Raw genomic sequence first — 18,375 nt, 5'->3', positions numbered from 1 at the left:
GTGGAGGATGTCTGGACCAGTTGTGCATACTGAATCCTCATATGATCGTGCGTGTCAAGCACCGCGCGGGCGCGCCATCGCGGCGGTTTGTCACGATCCGGTGACGGGAAGGTGGGACGGCCAGTGAAGTACCTCACCGTGCGTGACCACCTCCGCGGACTCATCGCCGGCGGCCTCGCGGTCGGGGCGGCGATCCCCTCCGAGCGCGAGCTGTGCGAGCAGTTCGGCGTCTCCCGGATGACGGTGCGCCAGGCGGTCGACGCGCTGGTGGTCGAGGGGCTGCTCGAGCGGGTCCAGGGCCGGGGCACCTTCGTCGCTCAGCCCAAGGTCGACCTCCAGCTGCGCCTCGTCTCCTTCCCCGAGGAGATGCGACGGCGGGGGATGGAGCCGTCCCTGCGGGTCCTCGCCGCGGACCGCACGGCGGCATCCGCGCAGCTCGCCGACGCGCTCGACCTCGCGCCCGGTGCCGAGGTGTTCTACCTCCGCAGGCTGCGCCTGGCCGACGGCCTGCCGATGGCCGTCGAGGAGAACTGGGTACCGGCCGGCCTGGCGCCGGACCTGCTCGACCTCGCCCCTGCTCCCAGCGTCTACGACGCACTGACCGACCGCGGCCTCGCCCCGACGTGGGGGGAGGACGTCATCGAGGCCGTCCAGCTCGAGCCGGAGGTCGCCGGCCACCTCGGGCTGGAGGCGGGCACGGCCGGACTGCAGATCCGGCGGCGGACCTTCAGCGGTGACCGCGCCGTCGATTACGCCGTCTCGATCTACCGGTCTGACCGATACTCGCTGTGGGTGCCCGTCAGCGCGCCGGGGCCCACCCTCGTGCCGTCACGGCGCCGCCTCGACCCTGTCCGCGCGCGGGCACACCGACCGACCCCCGAGGAGGGACTGGCGTGAAGGACATCCACGCGATGCTGGCCGGGCTCGGCGGCATCGACAACATCCGCGAGCTCGAGTCCTGCGTCACGCGGCTGCGGGTGGAGGTCGAGGACCCCGACCAGGTCGACGCCGGGGCCCTGCGGGCCGCGGGGGCGCACGGGTCGGTCCAGCGCGGCCACGTCGTCCAGGTCGTCGTGGGCCCGGAGCTCGACGCCCTGCTCGGCGAGCTGAGCGAGGAGTCCTGGCGTCACGTCGACGACGCGTGAGGTCACCACGCCGGGCACGTCTGGACCAGTTAAGGTTTCCCTACGCGACGGCGCAGCGCGCGCCCGTCATCGACACACGGCCGCGGCCGTGGATGAGGAGCAGATCATGAGCAAGGCAGAGTCCATCCTCGCGGCCCTCGGTGGGAACGAGAACATCGTCGACCTTGAGGCGTGCATCACCCGTATCCGCGTCGAGGTCGAGGACTCCAGCAAGGTGGACGAGGCGGGGCTGCGCGCCGCCGGGGCCTTCGGCGTCGTCCAGCAGGGCAGCGCCGTGCAGGTCGTCGTCGGCCCCGAGGCGGACAACATCGTCGAGGACATCGAGGACCTTCGGTGAGCGTGCGGGTCCTCGCACCCGTCGCCGGCACCGTCGTCGCCATGACCGACGTCCCCGACCCCGTCTTCGCGGGGTCGATCGTCGGCCCGGGGATCGCCATCGACCCCGACGGCGCAGGCGAGGTCGACGTCGTCTCCCCGGTCGACGGCACGATCGTCAAGCTGCACCCCCACGCCTTCGTCGTGGTCACCGCGGACGGCAAGGGCGTGCTCGTGCACCTCGGACTGGACACCGTCCAGCTCGAGGGCCAGGGCTTCACCCTCCACGCGCAGGAGAAGGACACCGTCACGGCGGGCCAGCGGCTCGTCAGCTGGCACCCCACCGAGGTGAAGACCGGCGGCCGTTCCCCGGTGAGCCCCGTCGTCGCGCTCGAGGGGACGGAGGAGTCCCTCTCCCTCGCCGTCGAGCCCGGTGCGCAGGTGGTCGCCGGCGACGAGCTCTTCACGTGGGGCTGACTGCCCCCGAGGACCTGCGGTCCCGGGTCGGCGCGTTCCTCCGCCGGCCCGGGGCCGCGGTCCTGCTCGACCTCGACGGCACGCTGGTGGACTCCGAGCCCATGCAGCGTGCCGCCTTCGCGGCGTACTTCGCCTCGCGCGGCTGGGACGTGCCCGAGGACGTGGTCCGCCAGTTCATGGGCCGCCGCGGCTACGAGTCCTTCGCCGCCATCGACGGCCCGTGGCGCGGGGAGGACCCCGTCGCACTCACCGAGGCGGTCATCGAGCACGTCGACCCCGTCGCGGCGCCGCCCACCGCGGTGCCCGGTGCCGCCGAGGCGATCCGCGGGTGGCGCGAGCAGGACCTGCCCGTGTCGCTCGTGACCTCCGCGTTCCGCCCGTGGGCGGAACAGGCACTGGAGCTGCTCGGCGTCGCCGACCTCGGCGTCCGGCTGGTGACCGCCGAGGACACACCCGTCGGCAAACCCGCGCCGGACCCCTTCCTGCGCGGCGCCGAACGCCTCGGTGCCGCTCCCGCCGAGTGCCTCGCCGCGGAGGACTCCCTCGCCGGGCTGGCGTCCGCACGCGGTGCGGGCGTCGGGCTCGTCGTCGGGGTGACCACCAGCCTGGGCGCCGGCGCGCTCACCCGGGCGGGTGCCGACGCGGTCACGGCGGACCTCACCGCGCTCGCCCCTCAGCGGTCCCGCTCGTAGCGCAGGAAGAGCATCCGCTCGCCGGGGAGCACGTGCCCCAGGCGCATCCGCCGGCCGACGGCGTGGCTGCCGTGGGCGACCCGGACGGCGTCCCCGCCCTCGAGGGTCGGGGCGAGGCTGAGGCACAGCTCGTCGACGACGTCCGCCTCGAGCAGCGCGGCGAGCAGCCGCGGCCCTCCCTCGGTGAGGATCTGCGACATCCCGCGGGCCGCGAGCTCGGCGAGCAGCCGCTGCGGCTCCACCTCGTGCTCGCCGCAGACGACCACCTCCGCCACGCCGCTGAGCCGCTCGCGCCGGGGCGCCGGTGCGTCGCCGTGGGTGACGACGACCGGCCGTGGGCCGGGCGCGGTGAACACCTCCGCGCCGGGCTCCAGGTTGAGCGCCGAGGACACGATGACGAGCGGCGGCACGTCGCTCAGGCCCTGCGAGCGGCGCCAGGCCACGGCGGCCTCGTCCAGCCCGAGACCGCCGTAGCCCTCGGTGCGTACGGTGCCGGCACCGACGACGACCGCGTCGGCCAGCCGGCGCAGGGTGCGCAGCAGGAGCTGGTCCTCGGCGTCCCCGAGGGGGCCGGCGAACCCACCGCGCGTGGCCGCACCGTCCAGGCTGGCGACGACGTTGGCCCGCACCCAGCGGCGCGAGCGGTCCCGGCCGTAGGCCGCGAGAAGGTCCTCGACCCCGAGCATGCTCCTCCTCAGACGTTGTGCCGCAGGTAGGCCGGTTCGCGCAGGCCGAGCACGGCCTCGGTGAGCCGGACGGCGTCGACCGTCGCGGCCACCTGGTGGGTGCGGACCACCCGTGCGCCCGCAGCGACGGCGAGCGTGGTGGCGGCCAGCGACCCCGGCAGGCGGTCGCCGGGCGGACGGTCGAGCGTCTCGCCGATGAAGTCCTTGTTCGACACGGCCGCGAGCACCGGCAGCCCGATCGAGGTGATCTCGGGCAGCCGGCGCAGCAGCTCGAGCGTGTGCGCGGTGTTCTTGTTGAGGTCGGGGCCGGGGTCGATGAACAGCCGGTCGGCCGGGATGCCCGCCGCCGTGAGCGCGTCGACCCGCTCGCGCAGGAACGTCGCGACCTCGCCGACGACGTCCCCGTAGCGTGGGCTCGGGAGGTGCGTGTGCGGGGCGGCGAGGGAGTGGGTGACGACGACAGCGGCCCGCCCCTCGCTCAGCAGCTCGACCATCGCGGGGTCCCGGACCCCGTTCGTGTCGTTGACGACGCTGGCCCCGGCCGCGATCGCCGCGGCGGCGACCGGCGCGCGGGTCGTGTCGACGGAGATGACGACGTCGCTGCGCTCGGCGATCGCCGCGACGAGCGGGACGACCCGGTCGCTCTCCTCGGCGACGGAGACCTCGGGGGTGTCCGGGGAGAACGGCACCCCTCCGACGTCGACCCAGTCCGCGCCGTCGTCGACGGCCGCGAGGGCGGCGGAGACGGCGCGGTCGAGGGCGAAGGTCGCCCCCCGGTCCCAGAAGGAGTCCGGCGTCCGGTTGACGATCGCCATGACGGCGACCTGCCGGGAGAAGTCGAACTCCCGGCGTCCGACCGTGCGGCGGGCGGCGAGCAGCGCGGGGAGCGCCGGTGTCACTGCCGTGCCGCGCGGTCGGTGTCCTGCGCGGCCAGGGCCCGGCGGACCGCGTCACGGTCCTCGGTCACCAGGCGCACGAGGCCGGCGGGGGCTTCGGGGTGCGCCGCGAGCCACTCGTCGGTCCGGGCCAGCACGTCCACCCCGTGCTCGTCGGCGAGGCCGGCCAGCGCGAAGGGGTACAGGCCGGTGACGATGTTCTGGGCCATCTCGTTGGTCCGCTCACGCCACACGCGCTCGAGGGAGTCGAAGTAGCGGTCGACGAAGGGCACGAGCAGCGAGCGGTCGTGGACGTCGGCGAAGCCGCTGATGACGGCGTCCTGCAGGGCGTTGGGCAGCCGCTCGTCCTCGACGACCGACTGCCACACGCTCTCCTTGGCCTCCCGGGTGGGGATGATGGCCCCGGCGCGCGCGCCCGCCTGTCGGCCCGCCGCCGTCGCGTCGCGCCGCGACTCCTCCGCGATCTGCTCCTCACCGGCGCGCCCGCCCGCGGCGAGTGCCGTGAGGAGGGCCCAGCGCAGGTCGGTGTCGACCTCGAGGCCCTCGAGCGTGGAGCTGCCCCCGAGCAGCCCGGCGACGGTGTCGAGCTGCTCGTCGGTCGCCGCCTCGTCGGCGAAGGCCCGCACGAGCTGGAGCTGCGCGTCGGAGCCCGGCGCGGCCGTGCGGGCGAGCTCCCACAGCCGGTCGACGACGCGGGGTGTGAGCTCGCGGCGAGTCTCCGGGGCGGTGTAGGCGCGCAGCGCGAGGCTGAGCTGGCGCAGGAGGACGAGCAGCACGGTCGAGTCGGTCTGGGACGCGACGTTGCCGAGGACGAGCTCGATGTACTCGCGGGCAGGGAGCTCGCCGTCGCGGGTCATGTCCCACGCGGCGCCCCACACGAGGGAACGGGTGAGGGAGTCCTCGAAGTCGGCGAGGTGCGCGACGGCGGTCCGCAGGGACTGCTCGTCCAGCCGCACCTTGGCGTAGGCGAGGTCCTCGTCGTTGACGAGGAGGAGGTCGGGCCGCCGCCGCCCGACGAGCTCGGGGATCTCGGTGCGCTCGCCGTCGACGTCGGTCTCCACGCGGACGGTGCGCTCGAGGCGGGTGGTGCCGTCGCGCTCGACGACGTCGTACCCGCCGACGACGAGGCGGTGCGGGCGCTGGACCGGGTGCTCGGCGGGCACCTCCTGGGTGACGGCGAAGGAGGTGATGACGCCGTCGTCGTCGGTGGCGACCTCCGGTCGCAGCAGGGTGAGGCCGGCCTCCTCCAGCCACACCCGCGACCACGCCGACAGGTCACGGCCGCTCGTCGCCTCGAGCTCGGTGAGCAGGTCCCGCAGCTCGGTGTTGCCCCACTCGTGGGTGGCGAAGTACCGGCGCACCCCGGCGAGGAACGCGTCGCGGCCGACCCACGCGACGAGCTGCTTGAGCACCGAGGCGCCCTTCGCGTAGGTGATGCCGTCGAAGTTGACCTCGACGTCCTCGAGGTCACGGATCTCCGCGACGATCGGGTGCGTCGAGGGCAGCTGGTCCTGCCGGTAGGCCCAGGACTTCTCCAGCGAGGAGAAGGTCGTCCACGCGTCGCTCCACTCGGTGGCCTCGGCGGTGGCGAGGGTGGACATGAACTCGGCGAAGGACTCGTTGAGCCACAGGTCGTTCCACCAGCGCATCGTCACGAGGTCGCCGAACCACATGTGGGCGAGCTCGTGCAGGATCGTCACGACCCGCCGCTCGCGCGTCGCCTCGGGCACCTTGGAGCGGAAGACGTAGTTCTCCAGGAAGGTCACCGCGCCGGCGTTCTCCATCGCGCCGGCGTTGAACTCCGGGACGAAGAGCTGGTCGTACTTCTCGAACGGGTAGGGACGGTCGAAGGCCTCCTCGAAGAAGGCGAAGCCGGACCGGGTGGTGTCCATGATGTTCTCGGCGTCGAGGTGCTCGGCGAGCGACGCGCGGCAGTACACGCCCAGCGGGATCGTCCGGCCGTCGGAGCTGGTGAGCTCCCCGCCGACCCGGTGGTAGGGCCCGGCGACGACGGCGGTGACGTAGCTGGAGATCCGCGGCGTGGGCGAGAAGGTCCAGACGGCCGCGCCCGGTTCGCCCGCGACGGGCTGCGGCTCCGGGGTGGGGGAGTTGGACACGACGGTCCAGTGCTCCGGGGCCCGCACGGTGAAGCGGAAGCTGGCCTTGAGGTCGGGCTGCTCGAAGACCGCGAAGACCCGGCGCGAGTCGGCGACCTCGAACTGGCTGTAGAGGTAGACCTCCTCGTCGACCGGGTCGACGAAGCGGTGCAGCCCCTCACCGGTGTGCATGTAGCGGGCGTCCGCCACGACGAGCAGCTCGTTGCGCTCGGCGAGCCCGTCGACGGCGATGCGCGCGCCGTCCCACGCCCGGGGGTCCACCTGGCGGCCGTTGAGCTCGATCTCGTGGACGGCGTCGGCGATGAGGTCGACGAACGTGCTCGCGCCCGGCTCGGCGGTGAAGGTGATCATCGTGCGGGAGGCGAAGACCCGTGTCCCGCGGGTGAGGTCGAGGTCGACGTCGTAGGACTCGACGGCGACGAGCGCGGCCCGCTCCTCGGCCTCCTGGCGGGTGAGGTTCTCTCCGGGCACGGTCTCTCCTTCGGCGGTGGTGATCGGCCGGGTGGGGCCGCCTCGATCCTGCCACGCCGGTCACGGCGGACACACGTCGATTCCCCTGCCGGCGAGAGCCTGGTCGTTCACCGGCGGGGGCCCGTCCGGCAGGCCCCGCCCGGTGCCATGCTGGTGGGCATGCGCTGGCTCTGGCTCCCGATGCTCGGCGGCACCGTCCTCCTCGTCGTCGACGCCCTGGCGGACGGCGGCGTCGCGGCAGCCGCGGTCTACGGCCTGGTGGGGCTGGCCCTCACGTGGTGGCTCGGCCCGTGGCAGGGCGGGGGAGGCGCGCGGCACGCGCAGGTCATGGAGCGGCCGCCGGGCGAGTGGGGGGTCGTCGTGTACTGGCGCCCGGGATGCGTCTTCTGCGCACGGCTCAGGGCTCGGCTCGGCCGCGCCGGGCACCGCGCGACCTGGGTGGACATCTGGCGCGACGCCGAGGCCGCGGCCTTCGTCCGGAGCGTCAACGAGGGGAACGAGACCGTCCCGACGGTCGTGGTCGACGGCCGGGCACTGACCAACCCGGACCCGGCGCACGTCCGTGCCCTGCTCACGGCCCGGTAGCGGCGGCGTCACGCGCCGCCCGCGGCTTAGGCTGCACGAGGCGGCGCGCGGACGCCGGCGTACCCAGACCGAGGAGGAGTACATGAGCGAGGACAGGACCACCAGGGACGTCGCGGACTTCTGGTTCGACCCGACCTGCCCGTGGGCGTGGATGACGTCGCGGTGGATGGGTGAGGTCGAGCAGGTCCGGCCGGTGACCGTGCGGTGGCACGTCATGTCGCTCTCCGTGCTCAACGAGGGGCGCGACCTCCCCGAGGGCTACCGCAGGTCGATGACCAAGGCCTGGGGCCCGGCACGCCTCGTCAACGCGGCCCGCGAGCTGCACGGCCAGGACGTCGTCAAGCCGCTGTACGACGCCCTCGGCACCCGCTACCACCCGGGCGGGCGGGACACCGGGGACGTCTCGGTGTTCACCGAGGCGCTCGCCGAGGTCGACCTGCCGGAGGAGCTCGTGCGCTACACGACCTCCGACGAGCTCGACGACTCGCTGCGCGCCTCCCACCGGGAGGGGATCTCCAAGGTGGGCGAGGACGTCGGCACCCCAGTCGTCGCCTTCAACGACGTCGCGTTCTTCGGACCCGTCATCACCCCCGCGCCCAAAGGGGAGGCCGCCGGCAGGCTGTGGGACGGCTGCGTCCTCGTCGCCGGGACGCCCGGCTTCTTCGAGCTCAAGCGCACCCGCACGCAGGGCCCGGTCTTCGACTGACCAGCGCCCCGCTCCCGGCGCGCACAGGGTCGCGCGCCGGGAGCGGGACCGTCAGCCGGTGAGCTCCTCGAGGACGCGGGCGGCCTCGGCGCGGTAGCGCTCGAGGACCTCGGGGGTGGGCTCGGCCGTGAGCGTGCGGGTCGCGCCCGTCGCCCACGACGGCGGCTCCTCGGACCCGGCGAGCACCCACGCCGCCTGCCGGGCAGCACCGTCGGCGACGTACTCGCCCGGCTCGGGAAGCTCGACGTCCTGCCCGAGGACGGCCGGCGCGATGCGCTGGACCGCCTCCGAGCGGGCCGCGCCGCCGATGAGGCTGATCCGTCGGACCTCGACACCCTGCGCCTGCACCGCCGCCATGCCCTCGGCGAGATGGCACAGCATGCCCTCGACGGCGGCCCGCGCCAGGTTCTCCCGGGTCATCGAGTCCCGGGTCATCCCGCGCAGGGACCCGGTCGCGTCCGGCAGGTTGGGGGTGCGCTCGCCGTCGAGGTACGGGACGTGCACGAGCCCTCCGGCGCCCGGCGGGGCGGCCAGGGCGAGCTCGCTGAGACCGGCGTGGTCGACGCCCAGGAGCCGGGCGGTCGCGTCGAGCACGCGCGAGGCGTTGAGCGTCGTGGCCATCGGCAGGAAGTTGCCCGTGGCGTCCGCGAAGCCGGTGACGAGGCCGCTCGGGTCGCGCACCGGGTCGGTGGCGACGGCGGAGACGACGCCGGAGGTGCCCAGCGAGATGGTGACGTGACCCGGGCCCATGCCCACCCCGAGCGCCGCGGCGGCGTTGTCGCCCGCCCCGGGGCCGAGCAGTGCACCCGTCCCGTCGACCTGACCGGCGGAGGCGGAGGGGCCGAGCACGCGGGGCAGCACGACGTCGGCCGCACGGCGCAGGGCGCGGTCGAGCAGGTCGCGGCGGTAGGTGTTCCCGGCCGGGTCGAAGTAGCCGGTGCCCGACGCGTCCGACCGGTCGGTCGCGAGGTCCTCCAGCACCCCGGTGCCGGCGAGGCGCCAGGTCAGCCAGTCGTGAGGCAGCGCGACGGCCGCGAGCCGCGCCGCGTTGTCCGGCTCGTGGTCGGCGAGCCAGCGCAGCTTGGCCACGGTGAGCGACGCGACCGGAACCGACCCGATGGCCTCGACCCACGCGCGCCGGCCGGCCACGACGTCGCCCTCGCCGAGCTCCGCGACCAGGTCGGCGGCGGCCTGCGCGGAGCGGGTGTCGTTCCACAGGAGGGCCGGACGGATGACCGCGCCGGCCTCGTCCAGGGCGACGAGCCCGTGCTGCTGGCCGCCGACGGCGACGGCCGCGACGTCGCCCAGGCCGCCGGCCTGGGCGAGCGCCTTCTGCAGTGCCTGCCACCACGCCTCGGGGTCGACCTCGGTGCCGTCCGGGTGCTTCGCCTGCCCGGAACGGACGAGCTCACCGGTGTCGGCGTCCCTGACGACGACCTTGCAGGACTGGGTCGAGCTGTCGATCCCGGCGACGAGCCGGCGGGAGGACGGGGAGGACATGACGCCACCTCTTCGGGACGAGATTGTTATCTCGTAAACCTTAACCAGCCCTCGGTCGGTATGGTCAAGACATGACGGCCGCCGACGACACGCGCCGCGACTCGCTCGCGCCCCTCACCGCAGGTGTCGGGCAGGCCTCCCTGCGCGACCAGAACCTCTCCGTGGTGACGACGCTCGCCTTCGCCGCCGCGGAGCCAGTCTCCCGGGCTGCGATCGCCGCTGCAAGCGGGCTCACCCGGTCCACCGTCTCGAGACTCGTCGACGAGCTCCTCGCCGGTGGGGTGCTGCGCGAGCTCCCGCCCCAGATCGTGGGCCGCGGGCGGCCGGCGACCCCGCTGACGCCCGCGCGGGGCACCCTGGCCGGCCTGGGGCTGGAGGTCTCTCCGCGCTACCTCGGCGCACGGCTCGTCGACCTCAGCGGCGCGGTGCTCGCCGAGCTGGTCGTGCCCGAGCACCTCGAGGGGAGCGACCCCGCGCAGGTGCTCGGCCGCCTCGGCCACCTCGCCAGGGACCTGCTCGATGCGAGCGCCGGTCGCTGGTCCGCGCTCGTCGGGGCGCGGCTCGCCGTCCCGGGCCTCGTCGACTCGGGCGGACGGGTGCTGCGGGCGCCCAACCTCGGCTGGCGCGAGGTCGAGCCGGGCGGGTACCTCGCCCTCGGAGCTCCCCTCGTCGTCGGGAACGAGGCCGACCTGGCCGCGCTGGCCCACGCCCTCGAGGCGCCGGGCAGGCCCGCGGGCAGCCGCACGTTCTACTACGTGTCGGCGGACATCGGCATCGGCGGGTCCTCCGTCGTCGACGGTGTGCCGGTGTGCGGCCGGCACGGCTGGGCGGGGGAGATCGGGCACACGCTCGTCGACCCGGCCGGCCCGCGGTGCACCTGTGGCGCCACCGGCTGCCTCGAGCAGTACGCCGGCCGCGACGCGCTGCTGGCGGCGGCCGGCCTGGACGCCGACTCCCCGGTCCGCGCGCTCGTCGACGCTGCCAGGGCCGCCGGGCCGGCACGGGATGCGGTCGAGCGGGCGGGGCGGGCTCTCGGGGTGGCGCTGGCGAACGTCGTCAACCTCCTCGACGTCGACGACGTCGTCCTCGGCGGGCAGTTCATCTCCCTGCTCCCGCTCCTGCGGCACTCCCTGGAGGGAGAGCTGCACCGGCGCGTGCTCGCCTCGCCGTGGCTCGACGTCGCGATCCGGCCCGGCCTCGCCGGCGAGCCGGCGCTCACGGGTAGCGCTTACGCTGCCCTCGGGGACGTCGTCGCCGCGCCGAGCGCGTGGCTCCCGGTGGCTTGACAGCCCCCGCCGTCGCCATAAAATTGCGCTACGAAACAAAACCCGCTCGACGAGGAGTCACCATGGTTCGCAAGCCCACCCCCGACGACCGCTTCTCCTTCGGCCTGTGGACCGTCGGCTGGCCCGCCCAGGACCAGTTCGGCGGAGCCAGCCGCCCCGTGCTCGACCCCTGGGAGTACGCCACCAAGCTCGGCGAGCTCGGCGCCTGGGGCATCACCTTCCACGACGACGACGTCGTCCCCTTCGGCGCCGACGACGCCGAGCGTGAGCGCATCCTCACCCGCTTCAAGCAGGCCACGGACGACGCCGGCCTGACCATCGAGATGGTCACGACCAACACCTTCAGCCACCCGATCTTCAAGGACGGCGGCTTCACCGCCAACGACCGCTCGGTCCGCCGCTTCGGCCTGCGCAAGGTGCTGCGCAACGTCGACCTCGCCGCCGAGCTCGGCGCCACCACCTTCGTCATGTGGGGCGGGCGAGAGGGCAGCGAGTACGACGGCGTCAAGGACGTCAACGCGGCGCTGGACCGCTACCGCGAGGGCATCGACACCGTCGCCGGCTACATCAAGGACAAGGGCTACGACCTGCGCATCGCGCTGGAGCCCAAGCCGAACGAGCCCCGCGGCGACATCCTCCTGCCCACGGTGGGCCACGCGCTCGGCTTCATCGCCGAGCTCGAGCACGGCGACATCGTCGGTCTCAACCCCGAGACCGGGCACGAGCAGATGGCGGGCCTCAACTACACCCACGCCCTCGCGCAGGCGCTGTGGTCGGGCAAGCTCTTCCACATCGACCTCAACGGCCAGCGGTCCATCAAGTACGACCAGGACCTCGTCTTCGGTCACGGCGACCTGCTCTCCGCCTTCTTCACCGTCGACCTCCTCGAGAACGGCTTCCCGGGCGGTGGCCCCCGCTACGAGGGCCCCCGCCACTTCGACTACAAGCCCTCGCGCACCGAGCACATGCAGGGCGTGTGGGACTCGGCCGAGGCGAACATGGCGATGTACCTCATGCTCGCCGAGAAGGCCACGGCCTACCGCGCCGACCCGCGCGTCCAGGAGGCCTTCGAGGAGTCCGGCGTGCTCGAGCTGTCCCAGCCCACGCTGGCCGACGGCGAGTCGCTCGAGGGCTTCCTCGCCGACCGCAGCACCTTCGAGGACTTCGACGTCGACGCCGCCGCCGCGCGCGAGTACCGCTTCGTGCGCCTCAACCAGCTCGCCATGGAGCACCTCATCGGCTGACCCCTCAAACGTCACCCGAAAGCGGAGGCCGACCCCTCGCACATTCACGCCGAGAGCGGAGTTGTTGCTGAAACAACTCCGCTCTCGGCGTGAACGAGGGGGGGCGGGCGGGGTGGGTCAGAGGCCGATGAGGGCGCCGAGCTCGGAGCGGATGCGCTCGAGGCGCTCCGCGGCCGCCCTGCGCGTGGCGGGCAGCCGGTCGGCCTCGGTGACCGGCTCGATGACCTCGAGGTAGCACTTGAGCTTCGGCTCCGTGCCGCTGGGCCGCACGACGGCCCGGTCCCCGCGGGCGGTGAGGTACACCAGGCCCTCGGTCGGTGGCAGCCCGTCCTCGCCCGCGCTGAGGTCGATGGTCCGGACGACCGGGGAGCCCGCGAGCGACGACGGTCCCTGCTCCCGCAGCCGCTCCATCGCCTGCGGGATGACCGACAGGTCCGACACCCGCAGCGTGAGCGGGGCCGTGGCGTGCAGCCCGTACTGGAGGGCGAGCTCGTCCAGCGCGTCGGAGAGCGTGAGCCCCTTGTCGACGAGCTGGGACGCGAGCAGCGCGACCCGCACGGCGGCGCTGATGCCGTCCTTGTCGCGCACGGCCTCCGGGTCGACGCAGTAGCCCAGTGCCTCCTCGTAGCCGAAGACGAGGCCGGGGACGCGGCTGATCCACTTGAAGCCGGTGAGCGTCGTGCGGTGCTCCAGGCCGTGCGAGGCCGCGATCCGCTCGAGCAGCCGCGAGGAGACCACCGAGCTGGCGAGGACCCCCCGGCCGGCGACGGCCGCGGTGATCGCGGCCTGCTTGCCCAGCAGCGCGCCGACCTCGTCGCCGGTGAGCTGGCGCCAGCCCTGCGCCGCGGCGGTGTCACGTACGGCCACCGAGCAGCGGTCGGCGTCGGGGTCGTTGGCGATGATGAGGTCGGCGTCCTCCTGCCGTGCGAGCACGTAGGCGAGGTCGAGTGCCCCGGGCTCCTCGGGGTTCGGGAACGCGACCGTCGGGAAGTCGGGGTCGGGCTCCGCCTGCTCGGCGACGACACGGACGTCGGGGAACCCGGCGCGGTCGAGGGCGGCGACGGCGACCTTCGCGCCGACCCCGTGGAGCGGGGTGTAGACGATGCGCAGGCTGCGGGCGTAGCCGTGGGGCACGAGGGACGCGACGCGGGCGATGTAGTCCTCGGTGATCGTGCCGTCGAGCACCTGCCAGCCGTCGGCGGGGAGCGGGACGGCCGAGGCGGACGGGGCGGCGTCGATGTGGGCGGCGATCTCCGCGTCTGCCGGTGAGACGAGCTGGGCGCCCTGTCCCGAGTCGGTGACGACCCGCCCGCCGAGGTAGACCTTGTAGCCGTTGTCCTCCTTCGGGTTGTGCGAGGCGGTGACCATGACACCGGCGTCGGCGCCGAGTGAGCGCACGGCGTAGGCGAGGACCGGCGTGGGTCCCGGCTCCGGCAGCAGCATCGCCTCCCCGCCCGCACCCGTGACGACGGCGGCGACGTCCTGGGCGAAGCGCTCCGAGCCGTGGCGCGCGTCGTAGCCGACGACGACGCGTGGGGCGACACCGGCGAGCCGCTCGGTGAGCCACGCGGCCAGTCCCGCGGTGGTCCGGATGACGACGGCGCGGTTCATCCGGTTGGGTCCGCCGCCGACCGCTCCGCGCAGCCCGGCGGTCCCGAAGGCGAGGGGACCGGAGAAGCGGTCCTCCAGGTCCGCGCGCGCCTCGTCCGCCTGTGGCCCGCCGCTGGTGGCGCGCTCGAGGAGCATGCCGAGCTCGTTCGCGGTCCGCGGGTCCGGGTCCTCGGCGATCCAGCGCCGGATGACCTCGACGTCCATTGTGTGATCCTTCCTCGATGCGACAGGCGTGCTAGATGCGGCGGACGATCTGCGCCAGCAGACCGGAGATGCGCGGGCCGGCCTCGCGGCCCGCCGCGATGACCTCCTCGTGGGAGAGGGGGTCGGGGCTGATGCCGGCCGCGTGGTTGGTGACGAGCGAGAGGCCGAGGATCTCCAGGCCGACGTGCCGGGCCGCAATGGCCTCCAGTGCCGTCGACATGCCGACGAGCGTGCCGCCGAGCAGCGCGGTCATCCGGACCTCGGCCGGGGTCTCGTAGTGCGGCCCGGGCAGCTGGACGTAGACGCCCTCGGTGAGGGTGGGGTCGACCTCGCGCGCGACGGCACGCAGCCGCGCGGAGTACAGGTCGGTGAGGTCGACGAACGTCGCACCCTCGAGCGGTGACGCCCCGGTGAGGTTGATGTGGTCGGAGATGAGGACGGGCGTCCCCGGCACCAGCGCCGGGTCCAGGCCCCCGCAGCCGTTGGTGAGCACGAGCCGCTGGACGCCCGCGGCGGCCGCGGTGCGCACCCCGTGGGCGACGGCCCGCGTGTCCCGCGACTCGTAGTAGTGGGTGCGTGACCCGAGGACGAGCGCGTACCGGTCCGGTGCGCCGTCGTCGCCGTCGATGCGGACGGAGCGGATCGAGGCGCCGTGGCCCGCGACCACCGGCTTGTGGAAGCCGGGGACCTGCTCGGCCGGGATCTCGGCGACCGTGTCCCCGAGGAGGTCGGCGGCACCTCCCCAGCCGGAGCCGAGCACGAGCGCGACGTCGTGCCGAACCACGCCGGTGAGCTCGGCCAGGCGCTCGGCGGCCTGCTGGGCCAGCGCGAACGGCGCGTGCGGATCCGGTGCGTCGACGGGGGAGACCATGCCCTGACGTTACCGCCCGCGCGTGTGGGCGGGCACGGCGCGGGACAAAGGCGGCACAATGCCACCTGTGACCACAACGACCGACGAGCACCAGCCCGCCGGGGACCGCCCCGAGCCGCCCGCCCCCGCCGAGGGGCGCCGCACCCAGGAGGCCGCCGGTCAGTCGCCGGTGCGCGCCGGCAGCCGCGTGGTCATCATCGGCGGGGGTCCCGGGGGCTACGAGGCCGCCCTCGTGGCCGCGCAGCTCGGCGCCCGGGTCTGCGTGGTCGAGTGCCAGGGCATGGGCGGGGCCGCCGTGCTCACCGACGTCGTCCCGTCCAAGACGCTCATCGCGACCGCCGAGTGGATGACGACGAGCAACGACGCCGCCGAGCTCGGGATCCGCGGCGGCGCGGAGGGCACCTCCGTGGACATGGCGGCGGTCAACCGCCGCGTGCTCGACCTGGCCGGGCGCCAGTCCCACGACATCCGCGCCCGGCTGGAGCGGGAGGGCATCCGGGTCGTCGACGGCACCGGCCGGCTGGCCGGTGACCTCCGCAGCGACGGGACCCGCCCCGTCCACGTGACGACGGACGACGGCGAGGAGGAGCTCGTCGCAGAGATCGTGCTCCTGGCCACCGGCGCCCACCCCCGGGTGCTGCCCGACGCGCAGCCCGACGGCGAGCGCATCCTCACCTGGGCCCAGATGTACAACCTCACCGAGCTGCCCGAGCACCTCGTCGTCGTCGGCTCGGGCGTGACCGGCGCCGAGTTCGCCAGCGCCTACAACGGCCTCGGCGTCCCCGTCACCCTCGTGTCCAGCCGCGACCGCGTGCTCCCCGGTGAGGACGAGGACGCCGCCGAGCTCATCGAGACGGTCTTCCGCCGCCGCGGGATGACCGTGCTCTCCCGCTCGCGGGCCGCGGCCGTGCACCGCACGGACACGGGCGTCGCGGTCACGCTCACCGACGGCCGGGTCATCCCCGCCTCCCACTGCCTGCTCGCCGTCGGCGGCGTCCCCAACACCGACGGGCTCGGGCTCGAGGACGTCGGTGTGGCGGTCACCGAGCGCGGCCACATCCGGGTCGACCGGGTCTCCCGGACGACGGCGGTGCGCGTCTACGCCGCCGGTGACTGCACCGGGGTGCTGCCCCTCGCGTCGGTCGCCGCCATGCAGGGCCGGGTGGCGATGTGGCACGCGCTGGGCGACGCCGTCTCCCCGCTCGACCTCGACGCCGTCACCGCGAACATCTTCACCGCGCCGGAGATCGCCACCATCGGGGTCACCGAGCGTGAGGTGCAGGACGGTGAGGTCGACGCCGTCGTCACCCAGCTGCCGCTGGCCCGCAACCCGCGGGCGAAGATGCTCGGCATCCGCGAGGGCTTCGTCAAGGTCATGGCCGACCGGCACTCGGGCGCGGTCATCGGCGGTGTCGTCGTCGCGCCGCGTGCGAGCGAGCTCATCTTCCCGCTCGCCGTGGCCGTCACCCAGCGGATCACGGTCGACCAGCTCGCCAACGTCTACACGATCTACCCCTCGCTCAGCGGGTCGATCGCCGAGGCCGCCCGCACGCTGCACCAGACGGGGCGGTGAGGGAGGTGCACATGACCCGGCCGACGGGCGCCGTGACGCTGCCGGACCTGCGCACCGCCGACGTCGTGGACCTCACGCGGGCGCTGTGCGACATCCCGTCGGTGTCCGGTGACGAGGGGCCGCTGGCGGACGCCATCGAGGCGGCGCTCGCGCCGCTGGGGCACCTCGAGGTGCTGCGGGACGGGGACGCCGTCGTCGCGCGCACGCACCTGGGCAGGGCACGCAGGGCCGTGGTGGCCGGGCACATCGACACCGTGCCGGTCCAGGGCAACCTCCCCAGCGAGCTGCGTCAGGTCGACGGGCGAGAGGTGCTGTGGGGGCGGGGCAGCGTCGACATGCTCGGCGGCGTGGCCGTCGCCCTGCACCTCGCCGCCCGTCTCACCGACCCCGCCTGGGACGTCACCTGGGTCTGCTACGACAACGAGGAGGTCGAGGCCGACCGCAACGGCCTCGGCCGTCTCGCGGCCACCCACCCCGAGTGGCTCACCGCCGACTTCGCCGTGCTCGGCGAGCCGAGCAACGGCGGCATCGAGGGCGGCTGCAACGGCACCCTGCGGGTCTCCGTCACGACGACGGGGCGCGCCGCCCACTCCGCGCGGGCCTGGCGCGGGGTCAACGCGATCCACCTCGCCGCCCCTGTCCTCACCCGCCTGGCCGGGTACGAGCCGCGGGCCGTCGAGGTCGACGGCCTCGTCTACCGCGAGGGGCTCAGTGCGGTCGGCATCACGGGGGGCATCGCCGGCAACGTCGTGCCCGACGCGTGCGAGGTCACGGTCAACTACCGCTTCGCGCCGTCGCGGTCGCTCGCCGAGGCCGAGGCCCACGTCCGGGAGGTGTTCGCCGGCTACGACGTCACCGTCCTCGACGGCGCGGCCGGGGCCAGGCCGGGCCTCGACGCCCCCGGGGTCGCGGACTTCATCACCGCCGTCACCGCCGTCACCGGCGGCGGGCCGGCACCGAAGTACGGGTGGACGGACGTGGCCCGCTTCGCGGCGCTCGGCGTCCCTGCCGTCAACTTCGGGCCCGGGGACCCGTCCCTCGCCCACGCCGACGACGAGCACTGCCCCACCGACCAGATCCGCGCCTGCGCCACCGCACTGGAGGCCTGGCTCACCGAAGGAGCTCCATGACCCGGTCCTACAACAAGAACGGCCACGCCCAGTCCGCAGGCGCCGCCGGTGGGCCGCCGCACGTCCGCGACGGGCGCGACGCCGACGTCTACCGCAAGGGCCCGGTCAGCCTGCGCGGCGCCCAGATCCCCGAGGAGACCTCCGACGAGCGGCTCCTGGCCAAGGACGGGGACGCGGAGTGGGTGCACTCCGACCCGTGGCGCGTCATGCGCATCCAGAGCGAGTTCGTCGAGGGGTTCGGGGCGCTCGCCGAGCTCGGTCCGGCCATCAGCGTCTTCGGCTCCGCGCGCAGCGGCCCCGACTCCGCCGCGTACCGCATGGGCGAGGAGGTCGGCCGCCGGCTCGTGGAGGCCGGCTACGCCGTCATCACCGGCGGCGGGCCCGGCGTCATGGAGGCGGCGAACAAGGGTGCGTGCGAGGCGAAGGGCGTGTCCGTCGGCCTCGGCATCGAGCTGCCCTTCGAGCAGGGCATGAACGAGTGGGTGGACCTCGGGGTCAACTTCCGGTACTTCTTCGCCCGCAAGACGATGTTCGTCAAGTACGCGCTCGGCTTCATCGTGCTGCCCGGCGGCTTCGGGACGATGGACGAGCTGTGGGAGGCGCTGACCCTCGTCCAGACGGGCAAGGTCCGCTCCTTCCCGATCGTCCTCGTCGGCAGCGAGTACTGGGGCGGCCTGCTCGACTGGGTGCGCACGACGATGGTCGACGCCGGGACGATCTCGGCGGTCGACCTCGACCTCATCCAGGTGGTCGACACCGCGGAGGAGGCGGTCGAGCGCGTCCAGGGGCACCTGGCCCTCATGCGGGACGAGGCCGAGTCGCGGGAGCGGACCGCGGAGGAAGCGGCGGGGGCCGCCGAGTGACCG

At 74.0% G+C, this 18,375-nt stretch carries 17 protein-coding genes and 1 pseudogene; 12 read left to right on the top strand and 6 right to left on the bottom strand.

Features of this window, described 5'->3' with window-relative positions; genetic code table 11:
• Nucleotides 1–123: 123 nt before the first annotated feature.
• The 5 genes and pseudogenes from VR894_RS13795 (at nt 124) to VR894_RS13775 (ending at nt 2,629) form a co-directional block, all read left to right on the top strand.
• Nucleotides 124–897: a GntR family transcriptional regulator gene (locus VR894_RS13795; protein ID WP_324652433.1), complete on the top strand. Its 774-nt coding sequence runs from the start codon at nt 124–126 to the stop codon at nt 895–897.
• Nucleotides 894–1,145 (top strand): PTS transporter subunit EIIB, encoded by a 252-nt coding sequence (locus VR894_RS13790; protein WP_416380844.1) that lies wholly within the window; start codon nt 894–896, stop codon nt 1,143–1,145. Before VR894_RS13795 ends, VR894_RS13790 begins: the two co-directional genes overlap by 4 nt.
• Nucleotides 1,146–1,224: 79 nt before the next feature.
• Nucleotides 1,225–1,482, top strand: a pseudogene (locus tag VR894_RS13785) (glucose PTS transporter subunit EIIB); the annotation flags it as partial.
• Nucleotides 1,479–1,937 carry a PTS glucose transporter subunit IIA gene (locus VR894_RS13780; protein ID WP_324652431.1) on the top strand — a complete coding sequence of 153 codons (459 nt, stop codon included), beginning with the start codon at nt 1,479–1,481 and terminating at the stop codon, nt 1,935–1,937. The pseudogene VR894_RS13785 and the gene VR894_RS13780, both read left to right, overlap by 4 nt.
• Complete coding sequence (locus VR894_RS13775; RefSeq protein WP_324652429.1) at nt 1,928–2,629, top strand: HAD family phosphatase; 702 nt, start codon at nt 1,928–1,930, stop codon at nt 2,627–2,629. The genes VR894_RS13780 and VR894_RS13775 overlap by 10 nt, the downstream gene beginning before the upstream one ends.
• On the opposite strand, the gene VR894_RS13770 is transcribed toward VR894_RS13775, so the two are convergent.
• The 3 genes from VR894_RS13770 to pepN are packed head-to-tail and all read right to left on the bottom strand — an operon-like array spanning nt 2,611 to nt 6,799.
• Nucleotides 2,611–3,315 carry a pyrimidine reductase family protein gene (locus tag VR894_RS13770; protein WP_324652427.1) on the bottom strand — a complete coding sequence of 235 codons (705 nt, stop codon included), beginning with the start codon at nt 3,313–3,315 and terminating at the stop codon, nt 2,611–2,613. The two genes, VR894_RS13775 and VR894_RS13770, sit on opposite strands and share 19 nt — an antisense overlap.
• 8 nt (nt 3,316–3,323) lie before the next feature.
• Nucleotides 3,324–4,214 (bottom strand): dihydropteroate synthase, encoded by an 891-nt coding sequence (folP, locus tag VR894_RS13765; RefSeq protein WP_324652426.1) that lies wholly within the window; start codon nt 4,212–4,214, stop codon nt 3,324–3,326.
• A complete protein-coding gene (gene pepN / locus VR894_RS13760; RefSeq protein WP_324652425.1) occupies nt 4,211–6,799 on the bottom strand; it encodes an aminopeptidase N in 2,589 nt (862 codons plus the stop codon). The genes folP and pepN overlap by 4 nt, the downstream gene beginning before the upstream one ends.
• Nucleotides 6,800–6,958: 159 nt before the next feature.
• Between pepN and VR894_RS13755 the strand changes: the two genes are divergently transcribed.
• Nucleotides 6,959–7,384, top strand: a complete 426-nt coding sequence (locus VR894_RS13755) for a glutaredoxin family protein (RefSeq protein ID WP_324652423.1) — start codon at nt 6,959–6,961, stop codon at nt 7,382–7,384.
• A gap of 82 nt (nt 7,385–7,466) precedes the next feature.
• Nucleotides 7,467–8,090, top strand: a complete 624-nt coding sequence (locus VR894_RS13750; RefSeq protein ID WP_324652422.1) for a disulfide bond formation protein DsbA — start codon at nt 7,467–7,469, stop codon at nt 8,088–8,090.
• Between the two features lie 51 nt (nt 8,091–8,141).
• Here VR894_RS13750 and xylB read toward each other — a convergent pair whose 3' ends face one another.
• Entirely contained in the window at nt 8,142–9,590 is a 1,449-nt protein-coding gene (gene xylB / locus VR894_RS13745; RefSeq protein ID WP_324652421.1) for a xylulokinase, read from the bottom strand.
• 71 nt (nt 9,591–9,661) lie between these two features.
• Between xylB and VR894_RS13740 the strand changes: the two genes are divergently transcribed.
• Together VR894_RS13740 and xylA are read left to right on the top strand one after the other, a co-directional pair.
• Nucleotides 9,662–10,876 (top strand): ROK family transcriptional regulator, encoded by a 1,215-nt coding sequence (locus VR894_RS13740; RefSeq protein ID WP_324652420.1) that lies wholly within the window; start codon nt 9,662–9,664, stop codon nt 10,874–10,876.
• Nucleotides 10,877–10,938: 62 nt separating this feature from the next.
• Nucleotides 10,939–12,120: a xylose isomerase gene (gene xylA / locus VR894_RS13735; RefSeq protein ID WP_324652419.1), complete on the top strand. Its 1,182-nt coding sequence runs from the start codon at nt 10,939–10,941 to the stop codon at nt 12,118–12,120.
• Nucleotides 12,121–12,237: 117 nt separating this feature from the next.
• Here the strand turns inward: xylA and VR894_RS13730 are convergent, their stop codons facing one another.
• Both VR894_RS13730 and VR894_RS13725 read right to left on the bottom strand, forming a co-directional pair.
• Nucleotides 12,238–13,935 (bottom strand): phospho-sugar mutase, encoded by a 1,698-nt coding sequence (locus VR894_RS13730; RefSeq protein WP_324652418.1) that lies wholly within the window; start codon nt 13,933–13,935, stop codon nt 12,238–12,240.
• A 31-nt stretch (nt 13,936–13,966) separates the two neighbouring features.
• On the bottom strand, nt 13,967–14,806 hold the full coding sequence (locus tag VR894_RS13725; protein WP_324652417.1) for a purine-nucleoside phosphorylase: 840 nt from the start codon (nt 14,804–14,806) through the stop codon (nt 13,967–13,969).
• A 169-nt stretch (nt 14,807–14,975) separates the two neighbouring features.
• Between VR894_RS13725 and VR894_RS13720 the strand changes: the two genes are divergently transcribed.
• From VR894_RS13720 to VR894_RS13710, 3 genes are read left to right on the top strand one after another with little or no spacing between them, the layout of a single operon-like run.
• Nucleotides 14,976–16,379 (top strand): NAD(P)H-quinone dehydrogenase, encoded by a 1,404-nt coding sequence (locus VR894_RS13720; protein ID WP_324652661.1) that lies wholly within the window; start codon nt 14,976–14,978, stop codon nt 16,377–16,379.
• 11 nt (nt 16,380–16,390) lie between these two features.
• Complete coding sequence (gene dapE, locus VR894_RS13715) at nt 16,391–17,509, top strand: succinyl-diaminopimelate desuccinylase (protein WP_324652416.1); 1,119 nt, start codon at nt 16,391–16,393, stop codon at nt 17,507–17,509.
• Nucleotides 17,506–18,372, top strand: a complete 867-nt coding sequence (locus VR894_RS13710) for a TIGR00730 family Rossman fold protein (RefSeq protein ID WP_324652415.1) — start codon at nt 17,506–17,508, stop codon at nt 18,370–18,372. Before dapE ends, VR894_RS13710 begins: the two co-directional genes overlap by 4 nt.
• Nucleotides 18,373–18,375: the final 3 nt, after the last annotated feature.

It is taken from the genome of Georgenia sp. H159 (assembly GCF_035607575.1).
Lineage (GTDB): Bacteria > Actinomycetota > Actinomycetes > Actinomycetales > Actinomycetaceae > Oceanitalea.
The sequence above is the reverse complement of the archived record's forward strand: the minus strand, read 5'-3'. Positions and strand labels throughout refer to the sequence as shown.